This is a genomic window from Agromyces sp. Marseille-Q5079, assembly GCF_051016555.1.
Taxonomy (GTDB): Bacteria; Actinomycetota; Actinomycetes; order Actinomycetales; family Microbacteriaceae; genus Agromyces.
Genome location: NZ_JBPEJF010000004.1, coordinates 1 through 11315, shown reverse-complemented (window position 1 = coordinate 11315; position 11315 = coordinate 1). Strand labels below are relative to the sequence as shown.

Annotated in this window: 12 protein-coding genes and 1 tRNA gene; all 13 read right to left on the bottom strand. The window is 71.4% G+C overall.

The features are described 5' to 3' along the window. Nucleotides 1–19: 19 nt before the first annotated feature. Nucleotides 20–93: transfer RNA gene (locus tag ACR3IO_RS10675), tRNA-Met, on the bottom strand. A 7-nt stretch (nt 94–100) separates the two neighbouring features. After that, the gene (locus ACR3IO_RS10670) at nt 101–358 is read right to left on the bottom strand and encodes a hypothetical protein (protein ID WP_434071191.1); all 258 of its coding nucleotides are present in this window, start codon (nt 356–358) and stop codon (nt 101–103) included. Nucleotides 359–515: 157 nt separating this feature from the next. Next, nucleotides 516–1538 carry an ABC transporter substrate-binding protein gene (locus tag ACR3IO_RS10665; RefSeq protein ID WP_434071190.1) on the bottom strand — a complete coding sequence of 341 codons (1023 nt, stop codon included), beginning with the start codon at nt 1536–1538 and terminating at the stop codon, nt 516–518. A gap of 110 nt (nt 1539–1648) precedes the next feature. Beyond that, nucleotides 1649–2464, bottom strand: coding sequence for an amino acid ABC transporter ATP-binding protein (locus ACR3IO_RS10660; protein ID WP_434071189.1), 816 nt, complete (start codon nt 2462–2464; stop codon nt 1649–1651). Further along, nucleotides 2461–3585: an amino acid ABC transporter permease gene (locus tag ACR3IO_RS10655; RefSeq protein WP_434071188.1), complete on the bottom strand. Its 1125-nt coding sequence runs from the start codon at nt 3583–3585 to the stop codon at nt 2461–2463. The genes ACR3IO_RS10660 and ACR3IO_RS10655 overlap by 4 nt, the downstream gene beginning before the upstream one ends. Next, nucleotides 3582–4169 carry a GNAT family N-acetyltransferase gene (locus ACR3IO_RS10650; protein ID WP_434071187.1) on the bottom strand — a complete coding sequence of 196 codons (588 nt, stop codon included), beginning with the start codon at nt 4167–4169 and terminating at the stop codon, nt 3582–3584. Before ACR3IO_RS10650 ends, ACR3IO_RS10655 begins: the two co-directional genes overlap by 4 nt. A gap of 290 nt (nt 4170–4459) precedes the next feature. Next, nucleotides 4460–4978, bottom strand: coding sequence for a GNAT family N-acetyltransferase (locus tag ACR3IO_RS10645; protein WP_434071186.1), 519 nt, complete (start codon nt 4976–4978; stop codon nt 4460–4462). Nucleotides 4979–5024: 46 nt separating this feature from the next. Continuing rightward, nucleotides 5025–6143, bottom strand: a complete 1119-nt coding sequence (locus ACR3IO_RS10640) for an FAD-dependent oxidoreductase (protein WP_434071185.1) — start codon at nt 6141–6143, stop codon at nt 5025–5027. Between the two features lie 4 nt (nt 6144–6147). Further along, nucleotides 6148–6993, bottom strand: a complete 846-nt coding sequence (locus ACR3IO_RS10635) for a DUF1684 domain-containing protein (protein ID WP_434071184.1) — start codon at nt 6991–6993, stop codon at nt 6148–6150. A 169-nt stretch (nt 6994–7162) separates the two neighbouring features. After that, the gene (locus ACR3IO_RS10630; RefSeq protein ID WP_434071183.1) at nt 7163–8563 is read right to left on the bottom strand and encodes an NAD(P)/FAD-dependent oxidoreductase; all 1401 of its coding nucleotides are present in this window, start codon (nt 8561–8563) and stop codon (nt 7163–7165) included. A gap of 34 nt (nt 8564–8597) precedes the next feature. Next, entirely contained in the window at nt 8598–9863 is a 1266-nt protein-coding gene (locus tag ACR3IO_RS10625) for a S8 family peptidase (protein ID WP_434071182.1), read from the bottom strand. Then, a complete protein-coding gene (locus ACR3IO_RS10620; RefSeq protein ID WP_434071181.1) occupies nt 9860–10390 on the bottom strand; it encodes a DUF501 domain-containing protein in 531 nt (176 codons plus the stop codon). Before ACR3IO_RS10620 ends, ACR3IO_RS10625 begins: the two co-directional genes overlap by 4 nt. Further along, nucleotides 10387–11208: an FtsB family cell division protein gene (locus ACR3IO_RS10615; RefSeq protein ID WP_434071180.1), complete on the bottom strand. Its 822-nt coding sequence runs from the start codon at nt 11206–11208 to the stop codon at nt 10387–10389. Before ACR3IO_RS10615 ends, ACR3IO_RS10620 begins: the two co-directional genes overlap by 4 nt. Nucleotides 11209–11315: the final 107 nt, after the last annotated feature.

The window sequence follows — 11315 nt, the reverse complement described above, 5'->3', positions numbered from 1 at the left end:
AGGTGCGGCGGCGATTCCGACGCGACGGCAGGATTCGAACCTGCGAATGGCGGGCTATGAGTCCGCTCCCTTTGACCACTTGGGTACGCCGCGATGTTGTTCAGCCCGGCCGGTAGCCGGCGATGATTCGCGTGAAGGCCCGGTCGATGCGACGCCCGCTGAGCCGGTCGCATCCAGCATCGCAGCGACCCGATGCGCCCTCGCAGGCGCGGTGCCCCGGCGTCGGGGAGCGCCGTGCGACGCTCGCGGCCTCGCCGGACTCGCGGGCCTCGCGGGCCAGCACGAGTTCCGCGGCCGGCAGCATGAACGACGCGGTGTATCCGCTCGCCCCGAGCATCAGCCAGTGTCGCTCGCCCATGTGCGCCGCCTTCCGTCCGATTCCGACCTCGACCCGACCGACTCGACCGATCCGACCGACCCGACCGACCACGACCTCGACCGGTCGACCTCGGCCGAGGTCGGGAGGGAGCGGATGCCGCGCGGCCACGCGCCACGCGGCATCCGTCGTTCGCGTGCTACTCGGACTTCGGCAGCCCGGGCGGGTTGATCTCGGAGGCGTCGATGGCCTCCGTCGTGAGCGCCCACCGCTCGAGGACCTCGTCGTAGGTGCCGTCGTCGATGATCGACTGGAGCACGAGCTGCACGGGCTCGATGAGGCCGTTGCCCTTGGCCGTGCCCGCCGCGATCGGCGCGGTCTCGGGCCATCCGCCGTTGACCGTGCCGACGAGCTTCGTCTCACCGGTCGTGGCCGCACGGTACGCCGCGGTGGCGTTGGGGCCGAAGCTGGCGTCGACCCGGCCGGACGAGAGCGCGAGGTCCGCAGCGGCCTGGTCGTCGTAGTAGACGAGCTCCGCCGGCGTCTCGCCGGCCCCTTCGAGCTCCTCGTTCCAGGCGAGCAGGATCTTCTCCTGGTTGGTGCCCGACCCGACGACGATCTTCAGGCCGGTGATGTCCTCGGAGCCCGTGATCGAGTCGATCTCGCTGTCGGCCTGCACGTAGAAGCCGAGCAGGTCCTGGCGGTAGCTCGCGAAGTCGTAGAGCTCCTTGCGCTCCTCGGTCACGGTCACGTTCGAGGCGATGAGGTCGTACTTGCCCGACTGGATGCCGAGCGGCCAGTCGGCCCAGTTGACCGCCACGGGGTTGTACTCCAGCCCGAGGCCGTCGGCGATGAGCGCGCCGAAGTCCGCCTCCGAGCCGATGATGGTCGTGTCGTCGTCGGACGCGAGCACGCCGAGCGGTGCCGCGTAGGGCGAGACCGCGACGGTCAGCTTGCCCGCCTGGATGGGGGTGAACCCGCTCGCGTCGAGCGCGTCGACCGCGGCCTGCACCGGTTCGATGCTCGGCCGATCGGCCGCGTTCTGCGAGGTGAGGTCGAACTGCGTCGCCGCCGCCACCTGCTCCTCGGTGCTTCCCTTCGCATCGTCGTCGGCCGCGGCCGAGTTTCCGGCGCCGACGGCCCAGACGATGCCGCCGCCGATGAGGGCCACCGCCGCGACGCCCGCGACGATCACCCCGACCTGCTTCTTGTTGATTGCCATGAGAGGACTCTCCTAGTGTTGATCCCGTCCGAGTGCCGGGAAAGGTTTCGGATTCACCCGGCGCGGCACCGCAGATGCCGCGCCGGGTTCTTGCTCGCTCGTGTGCCCGGTCAGAGCACCTTCGCGAGGAAGTCTTTGGTTCGCGGATGCCGCGGCCGGCGCAGCACCTCGGCGGGGGTGCCCACCTCGAGGATCTCGCCGCGGTCGAGGAAGACGACCCGGTCGGCGACCTCGCGGGCGAAGCCGATCTCGTGCGTCACGATGATGAGCGTCGTCCCGTCGCGCGCGAGGCCGCGGATCACGTCGAGCACCTCGCCGACGAGTTCGGGGTCGAGTGCGCTCGTGGGCTCGTCGAAGAGCAGCACCTTCGGCGACAGGGCGAGCGCCCTCGCGATCGCAACGCGCTGCTGCTGTCCTCCGGACAGCTGGCGCGGGTAGTGGTCGGCCTTGTCGGCCAGTCCCACCCTGGCCAGCAGCGCCTCGGCGAGCGAGCGCGCCTGCGCCTTGTCCTGGCGGCGGAGCGCGATGGGCGCCTCGATGATGTTCTCGATCGCGGTCAGGTGCGGGAAGAGGTTGAAGTTCTGGAAGACCAGTCCCACCTGGGTGCGCCGGCGCAGGATCTCGGCCTCGCGCAACTCGTGGAGCGTGTCGCCCTTGCGCTCGTAGCCGATGTACTGGCCGTCGACCGTGATCGACCCGCGGTCGACCGTCTCGAGGTGGTTGATGGTGCGCAGCAGCGTCGACTTGCCGGATCCCGACGGACCGATGAGGGCGACGACCTGGCCGGGTTCGACCGTGAGCGAGACATCGCGGAGCACCTGATTCGCGCCGTACGCCTTCGAGACGTCCGTGATCTCCACGCGGCCCACGGTCGCCGGGCGGCGGGTGGCGACCTGCTGCAGGTCGAAGGACGGGGTGAGCGTCATGCGGCACCTCCGGTGCGCGTCGTGGCGGGCTGGGGTTCGCGATCGGGTGCCGGGCCGGCATCGCGCTCGGGCGGCTGGTCGCCGAGTCGTCGCCACTGCGTCCCGACCCACGCACGAGCGCGCTGCACGGGCGTCGGGGGGAGTTCGCGGACGGTGCCGCGGGCGTACCGCCGCTCGACGTAGAACTGCGCGATCGAGAGGATCGTGGTGATCAGCGCGTACCAGACCACGGCGACCAGCAGCAGCGGGATGACCCGCGTATTGCGGTTGTAGATGACCTGCACCGTGTAGAAGAGCTCGGGCAGCGCCACGATGAACACCACGGAGGTGCCCTTCACGAGCCCGATGATCTCGTTGAACGCGTTCGGCACGATGGCCCGCGCCGCCTGCGGGAGGGTGATCCTGAAGAAGCGGATGCGGCGGGGCAGGCCCAGCGCCCCGGCCGCCTCGAGCTGCCCCTGGTCGACCGAGAGGATGCCGGCGCGGATGATCTCGGCCGAGTACGCCGCCTGGTGCAGCGAGAGGCCGATCGCCGCCGCCGCGAAGGCGCTGATCATGATGGTCGTCGGGTACTCGACGATCCAGAAGTCGGTGGTGAACGGCGTACCGAGTCCGATCGTGGGATACAGGTAGCCGAGGTTGTACCAGACGAGGATCTGCACGACGAGCGGCACCGACCGGAAGAACCACACGTACCACCAGGCCGCGGCGTTCAGCAGGGGCGACTTCGAGAGCCGGAACACGGCGAGCACCGCCCCGAGCACGAAGCCGGCGACGCCGGCGACCACCGTCAGCCAGAGCGTGAGCACGAGGCCGTTGACGACCGACGGCGCGAAGAAGTACTCGGCGAAGACGTCCCACTCCCACTTCGGATTCGACGCGAGCGACCAGAGCAGCTGCAGCACGATGAAGACCACGACGGCGGAGGCGATCCATCGGCCCCAGTGCCGGACCGGGACGACCCGGAGGCCGGCGTCGACATGGCCGTGTCCGGAGCCCGTGCCGGACCCGGATGCCCCCGATGCGTCATGACCCGACCCCGCGGACCCGCCGGCGCCCGCCGCGGAGGTCGTGCCCGCGGCATCCGCCTCGGTGGCGTGCGCGCCCAGGACCGCGCTCATGCGAGCACGTCCGCGGCGGCGAGGTGCTTGTCGAACCCGTGGATGCCGATCTCGTCGGCCGGGCGCGACGGGTCGAAGCGCGGCACGTAGCCGCTCGCGAGGTAGAGCGCGACGGCTTCGGGCTGGCGCGGCCCCGTGGTGAGCGTGACGTCGCGGTACCCGCGCTCCTGCGCGGCGCGCTCGAGCTCGGCGACGACGCGGCGCCCCAGCCCCTGGGAACGGTGCTCGGGATGGGTCCACACGCGCTTGAGCTCCGCGGTGTGCTCGTCGAACCGGCGGAACGCCCCGCCCGCGATCGGCCGGCCGTCGACGACGAGCACGAGGAACGCGCCGTGCGGCGCCGCGAAGTCGCTCGCGGGATACCGGCGGAGCTCGGTGCTCGCCGGCTCCCCGAAGAAGTCGCCGTACCGTCCGTCGTACTCGCGTTCGAGGTCCGCGAGCAACGGCTCGGCCAACTCGTCGTCCACGCTCACGAATCGGACGCTCACCTCAGTGGTCATCGTTCGCTCCGTCCTGCTCGTCGTTTCCGGCCCGGTCCTCCGGGCGGATGTCTCGAAGCTAGAGAGCCGCGGCGGTGCGGGCAATCCGCCGATTCACGCGGCGACCGATTACTTCATCCCGAGTAATCCGATCGGTTCAGTCGGGTATCCCGGAGCGCTGGATGACGCCTCGCGTCGGGCATGCTCGCGCCCCGGACCGACCCGCGGCGTCACACACGGGGACGCAGCTGGTCGGTCCGGGCAGGCCGGTGTCCGCGGCCCGCGGATCAGTCGGCCCGGGTCCTCGAACCGGGTGGGATGAGTCGACCGGGGTCGGTTCAGTCCACCGGGGTCGGTTCAGCCGACCGGGGTCGGTTCAGTCGAAGCTGGTCGGCTCAGACGAGGTCGCGGGCGTAGCAGCGCGACATCGGCAGCACGCTGTACGGCTCGTAGATCGGGATCGGCCGATAGCCGAGCCACTCGTACAGCCGGATCGCCTCGGGCTGCCGGTTGCCGGTCTGCAGGATGAGCCGCGAGCCGCCGCGCTCGACGACGAGGTGCTCGATCTCCTCGATGAGCGCGCGCGAGATGCCGCGACCGCGGTGCGAGGGCAGCGTGACGACGCGCTTCAGCTCCCAGTCGGCGCCGAGCCGTCGCAGCGCCGCATGCCCCACCGCGACGCCGTCGACCGAGGCGATGAGGGTCGCCGCGATCGTCTCCGGGTCGATGGCGAGCGCCGCGGACGTCGCGGCCACCGTCGCCGGATCGAGGTCGGCGAGGTCGACGGCGTACCGCGCGCCGACCTCGTCGTCCATGGCGGCGCGCAGCGCGACCGCCCGCGGGTCGTGCCAGTCGACGAGCTCGAGTTCGAGGACGTCGTCGTCGGTCACGGGCTGGGGGCGGGTGTCGGTCATGGACGCTCCGATTCGATGGTGGGATGCCGCGGGCGGGCGCCGCGCGTCAGACGGCGGCGAACCGGCGCAGGCCGAAGACGCCCGGCGCGGGCCGGCCGTCGACGAGGTCGGCGAGGATGCGCCCGACCGCCGGGGTGAACTTGAATCCGTGTCCGGAGAACCCGGCGCCGACGCTGATCGGGCCGGAGGAGTCGAGCACGAACACCTGGTCGGGCGTCGTCGTGTAGGTGCAGCTGATCGGCACCGCGACCTCCGCGTCGACGCCGGGGAGCCACTCGCTCGCGTAGCGCCGGAGCGCCGCGAACTGCACCGGCTCGGGCTGGTAGTCGCGGAGGTCGGCGTCGACGACCGGGCCGACGCCGTGCCATCCGGCCTTGACGCCCTCGCCGGGTGTCAGCATGCCGTACACGCCCGAGTACCACCAGTCGTCGCCGGGCCCCGGTCGATGGTTGAACCCAGGCCAAGCGAGGCCGTCGTCGCGCACGGCGAAGTGCGCCGGCTGCTCCTGCGTCACCACGAGACGCGGCAGCGGCACGAGGCCGCCGAGGAGCTTCGAGGTCCAACCGCCGACCGTCACGACGACCCGACGAGCGGTGATCGTCTCGGAATCGGTGCGGATGCGCACGCGGTCGGGCCCGTCCACGCTGATGCTGCGCACCGGGGTGCGGTGGCGGACGCTCGCGCCGCGGGCGATCGCCGCCTGCTGCAGGGCCCGCACCGCGGCATCCGCATGCAGGCGTCCGGCGGTCGGCAGGTGCAGCGCACGCGTCTCGAAGCGGATGCCGGGCCAGCGGCGGCGAGCCTCCTCGGGCGGCAGGAACTCGCCCGGGACGCCGACGGCAGCGAGTGCGGCGTGCACCTCGTCGTCGACCGCGCCGTCGCCGCCGTGGTTCACCAGCCCCACCTGGTCGAGCACCGGCACGCCCGTCTCGGCCTCGAGCTCACGCCACGCGACGTGCGACTCGACGAGCATCGCCACGTGCGCCGGCTCGGCATAGGCGACGTTGAAGTTGCGCGACGAGCCGTGCGAGGCGCCGTGCCGGTGGCCCGGCTCGAAGCGTTCGAGGAGCATCACCTCGCGGCCGCGGGAGGCGAGCTGCCACGCCGCGGCCGAGCCCATGGCTCCGCCGCCGATCACGACGACGTCGGTGTCGACGACGCTCATAAGCTCAGGCCCGCTCGCGCTCGAGCGGGGTCTTCTCGCCGGCCTCGACCGCGACGGAGAGTCGATTGCCCGCGGGAGGCAGCGGGCACGTCGCGTGGTCGGTGTACGCGCACGGCAGGTTGACCGCGCGGTTGAAGTCGAGCACGACCCCGCCGTCGGCATCGGGTGCGGCGATGTCGAGGCTCCGGGTCGCGACGTACGTCGTGACCCCGCTGGTCTCGTCGGTGAAGAGCACGTGCAGCTCCCCCGGCCCCTGTCCGTTGAACGCCGTCAGGCGGTGCACCTGGCCGTCGATCTCGAACGCGACGACGCCGGGCACCTCGTAGACGTGCTGGAGCCCCTCGGCCGCCGATCCCACGGTGACTTCCCGGGGCGCGTCGTAGGCGAGGAAGCGCCCGTGCCGCGCCCACGCCTCGGTCGGCGCGTAGGTCGGCGTGCCGGTGAAGCGGGCGAGGTACGGATGCCCCGGGTCCCGCGGCCTGACGATGTCCTGCCCGCCGCGCCGGGCGATCTCGATGACGACCTCGCCCGACTGCACCGTGAGTCCCGAGCGTTCGGGGATCGGCCCGAACGCGTGGCGGCCGACGAGGCGTGCGTCGCCGTCGCGCAGGTGCTCGTCGTCGGCGAGCTCGACCACCGGCCCCTCGGCGCCGGTCGACCACGAACCCGGAATGCCGTCGATGCGCACGGGCGCCTCGGTGAGCCAGGTGATGCCGGTGACCGCGAGGAACCCGTGCGGAGCCGCTCGCCGCGCCTCATGACCCCGATGCCATTCGCGCCACTCGTGCGCGAAGTCGGACAGGTCGCGGTCGGTGTCGGTGTCGGCCGCCAGTACGTCAATGCTCGTCATGTCTCCCACTCTGCGCGATGCGAACGGATGTCGCCGCCGCCGCCGTCATGTGTCGTTGCGAATCGCCACGCACGGTCATGTGCGAGGCCGCGGGGACGTCACACCGTGCAACGCAACGACGCGACGCCGCCCGAAGGCGACGTCGCGTCGTGTCGGTGCAGCCGCGAACCTACTTCGCGGCGACCGGTGCCTTCGTCTTGCCCGCAGCCTTCGGGGCGGCCTCGATCGGAGCCGGCGCGGCCTCGACCGGGGGCTTCGGACGAGCCGCGAACGCCTCGAACGCGGCGCGGGGCTGCTGCAGCGCGCTCAGCGACACGATGTCGCGCCCGAGGAAGAAGTTGTTCCACCAGCCCCAGAACACCCGGAACTTACGCTCCCAGCTCGGCATCGCCAGGCCGTGGTAGCCACGGTGCGCGAACCAGGCGAACAGGCCCTTGATCGCGAGCTTGCCGGACTGGAAGACGCCCGAGCCGACGCCGAGGCCGGCCACCGCACCGAGGTTCTTGTGCACGTACTGCTTCGGCTCCTCGCCGCGGAGCACCGCGACGATGTTCTTCGCGAGCAGCTTGCCCTGACGCACCGCGTGCTGGGCGTTCGGCACGCAGTAGCCGCCGACGCCGCCGCCGGTGAGGTCGGGCACGGCCGAGATGTCGCCGGCGGCCCATGCGTCGGCGACGAAGTCGTCTTCATCGCCCACGCGGAGGTCGGCGCGGGTCTTGATGCGACCGCGCTCCTCGACGGGCAGGTCGCTCGTGCGCACGATGGCGGGGTTCGCCATGACGCCGGCGGTCCAGACGATGAGGTCGGACTCGAAGCTCTCGCCGGTCGACAGCTCGATGCGTCCGTCGACCGCGCTCTGCAGCTGCGTGTCGAGGTGGATCTCGGCGCCGCGCTGGGCGAGGTGCTTGATGACCCAGTGGCTCGTCTCGAGGGAGACCTCGGGCATGATGCGCCCCATCGCCTCGATGAGGTGGAAGTGCGTCTCGTCGAACGTGAGCTGCGGGTAGTACTCGAGCAGCGAGCTCGCGAACGAGCGCAGTTCGGCGAACACCTCGATGCCGGCGAAGCCGCCGCCGACGACGACGAACGTGAGCAGGCGCTCACGCTCGGGGCCCGGGGGCAGGTTGGACGCCTTGTCGAAGTTGGTGAGGACGCGGTCGCGGATGGCGACGGCCTCCTCGATGGTCTTCAGGCCGATCGCGTTGTCGGCGATGCCGGGGATCGGGAACGTGCGCGAGACGGCACCGCCGGTGACCACGACGACGTCGTACTCGAACTGCCACGGCTCGCCCACCTCGGGCGTGATCGTCGCGGTCTTCGAGGCGTGGTCGATGCCGGACACCTTGGCCGTGATGACGTTCGTCTTCTTGAGGTGGCGCCGCTGGGCGACCACCGCGTGGCGGGGCTCGATCGATCCGGCCGCGACCTCGGGAAGGAACGGCTGGTACGTCATGTACGGCAGCGGGTCGACGATCGTGACCTCTGCCTCACCGGCACGCAGCCACTTCTCGAGCTTCCACGCCGTGTAGAACCCCGCATAGCCGCCACCGACGATGAGAATCTTGGGCACGGTGAATGGACTCCTCAGTTTCTGATGATGGCGCTCACAGCTCGTGTTTTCGAGCCGTCCGCCTGGTATGCCGAGCGGCACCGATGCCCAACAGCGCTGCTAGCGTACCAAATCCCGCGACGAGTGAGAGCGGGAGGGTGATGTAGGCGAGGGTCCACGGGGTCGGGAGCAGCGTCTGCGCATCGACGTCCAACGGCGGCGGCGGGTCGGCGATCGGCACGATCTCCTGCTCCTCGGCGGGATCCGTGGTCACCGGGGCATCCGCTCGCCGATGCAGCGTGATCCACTCCTCGAGGCTGCCGAGCGGGTTCTCCGTGACCGGCTCGACCGTCGCCGTCAGCGACGGGACGGGATCGAAGATGCCCCAGCCGTAGAGTGGGCTCGGCACCTCGTGCCCGTGCGGATCCGCGGTCTCGATGAGTCGCTGGATGACGTTCGCGGCATCGAGCTCGGGATACTCGGAGCGGATGAGCGCCACGAGCCCCGAGACGAGCGGCGCCGCGCCGCTCGTGCCGTCCCAGACCACGTAGGACCCGTCGGGCTGGACGCCCACGAGGTCCTCGCTCGGCGCCGCGACGGCGAGCGTGATGCCCTGCGAACTCGCGTCGAAGCTCGCGTTCTTGTCGCGATCGACGCCCGCGACCGCCAGCACGCCGGGGATCGTCGCCGGCGCGCCGACCTCGCTCGTGCCGCTGCCGCGGTTGCCCGCCGCGGCCACGACCACCACGTCGTGCTCGAACGCGTACATGAAGGCGTCGTCCCAGCTCTCGGGCCAGTCGGGCGTGTTCCGCGTGAGCGACATGTTGATGACGTCGGCGCCGTTGTCGACCGCCCAGCGCACCGCCTCGGCGATCTGGTCGTCATTCGACTTCGTCGCGCCCGTGTCGGTGCCGAACGCGACCGACACCGTGAGCAGGTCGGCCTCGGGCGCGACGCCGATGACCCCGTTGCCGCTTCCGGTGCCGCGCCCCGCGAGGAGCGACGCCACCATCGTGCCGTGCGTGTTGTCGTCGCCGACCGGCGTCTGCCCGTCGGCGGAGCCGAGGCCCGAGACATCCGTGCCGCCCTTGACGACGCCGCGCAGCTCCGCGACGTTGCCGTTGACACCGGTGTCGATGACGGCGACCGTCACGCCCTTGCCCTTCGACGTGTTCCAGGCGGTCGTGAAGCCGTAGTCGGCGAGCCAGTACTGGTAGTCGCGCACCGTGTCGGCATGCGCCGCCGAGGCGCCCGCGAGCGCCACGACCACGCCGACCGCGAGCGCCGCGACGAGCTTGGGGAGCGACCTGCGCGGAGTCACGCGCCGCCGAGTCCGTCGACGCCGTAGTCGGGGCACTGGCACACCTCGGGCGTCCAGGTCGAGCGCTCGAGGGCGATATCGCCCATCGGGTTGACGCCGGGCCCAGCCGAGAGTGAGTGCGCGACGACGGCGTGCAGGCACTTGACGCGAGTCGGCATGCCGCCGGCGGAGGTGCGGGCGAGCTCGGGCACGACGCCGAAGCTCTCGCGGTCGGCGAGGTACTGCTCGTGCGCCCGGGCGTACTGCGCCGCGACCTCGGCGTCCTGGGCGAGCAGCTCGTTGCACTCGACCATGAGCTGCGCGGCCTCGAGGAAGCTCATCGCCGCCGTCGCCGCGGGGTGGGAGAGGTAGTAGAACGTGGGGAACGGCGTGCCGTCGGCCAGCCGAGGCGCCGTCGCGACGACGGTCGGCGCACCGCACACGCACCGTGCCGGGATGCCGACCACGTCGCGCGCCTGCCGGCCGAGCTGCGCGGACACGATGCGGATGTCGCGCTCGCTCACGGGTTCGAACGGCGGTCGGCTCATGGTGCGTCTCCAGCGGCGGGCGCGAGGCCCGCGATCAACACGGAGGAGAGGATGGTGCTCATCCAGTCCCCCTTCGTTTCGGTCACGTCTGCGGAGACCTCGGTCGAGGCATCCGTCTTGGCGGCCTCGGCGCGATCGTCGATCACGAGATAGCTCACCTCGCCCGGCATCACGTAGGTCAACCGTTCCCTGGCCTGCGTCATGATGAACGTCTCGTCGTTCCAGCGCTCGCGCTCGTCGCGCAGGCGCTGGACCTCGGATTCCTGTGCCGAGACGTCCGCCCGCAGGGCGGCGATCTTCGCCCGCTGTTCGGCGAACGACGCGATCGTCGGTGCGAGCACCACGACCGCGAGCACGAGGACACCCATCATGATGAGCGAGAAACCTGAGAATCGGATGCCGCCGAGCCACCCCGACGAGGCCGGCGAGGAACGTCGTGGCGGGCGCCCGCCCGAGCCCCCGCGCTTCGCGGCGCCGGACTTCGCCGGGGCCGATCCGCGGCCGGTCGCGGAGGTCGCGCGCTTCGCGGTCGTGGCGGACTTGGTGGTGGCCTTCGCCGACGTGGCGGTCGCCGACTTGACGGACTTCGCCGTGGCGGCCTTCGCCGACGTGGCGGACTTCGACGTGGTGGCCGACTTCGCCGACTTGGCGGCGGTCGCCGGGCCGTTCGCGGCATCCGCTCGCTTCGACGTCGAGGCCTTGGACGGCGCACCGGGCTTGGACCCGCCGGCCTTGGACGCACCGGCCTTCGAGGTCGTCGCCTTCGGCGGCTTGGTCGGATCGGCGGGGCGACGTGTGCGCGGTGATTCCCTGGTCATCGCCCCTCCTCTGCTCTCCCCCCACGAGACACTGCCCGAACGAGAACCGGCGGGGGCGGGCCCACCGGCCCCCCCCCCCCGCCCCCCCCCCCCCCGCCCGGCCGGGC

Coding starts and splice junctions, on each gene's coding strand:
- ACR3IO_RS10670 (WP_434071191.1), bottom strand. CDS start 358: ATGGGCGAGCGACACTGGCTGATGCTCGGGGCGAGCGGATACACCGCG.
- ACR3IO_RS10665 (WP_434071190.1), bottom strand. CDS start 1,538: ATGGCAATCAACAAGAAGCAGGTCGGGGTGATCGTCGCGGGCGTCGCG.
- ACR3IO_RS10660 (WP_434071189.1), bottom strand. CDS start 2,464: ATGACGCTCACCCCGTCCTTCGACCTGCAGCAGGTCGCCACCCGCCGC.
- ACR3IO_RS10655 (WP_434071188.1), bottom strand. CDS start 3,585: ATGAGCGCGGTCCTGGGCGCGCACGCCACCGAGGCGGATGCCGCGGGC.
- ACR3IO_RS10645 (WP_434071186.1), bottom strand. CDS start 4,978: ATGACCGACACCCGCCCCCAGCCCGTGACCGACGACGACGTCCTCGAA.
- ACR3IO_RS10640 (WP_434071185.1), bottom strand. CDS start 6,143: ATGAGCGTCGTCGACACCGACGTCGTCGTGATCGGCGGCGGAGCCATG.
- ACR3IO_RS10635 (WP_434071184.1), bottom strand. CDS start 6,993: ATGACGAGCATTGACGTACTGGCGGCCGACACCGACACCGACCGCGAC.
- ACR3IO_RS10620 (WP_434071181.1), bottom strand. CDS start 10,390: ATGAGCCGACCGCCGTTCGAACCCGTGAGCGAGCGCGACATCCGCATC.
- ACR3IO_RS10615 (WP_434071180.1), bottom strand. CDS start 11,208: ATGACCAGGGAATCACCGCGCACACGTCGCCCCGCCGATCCGACCAAG.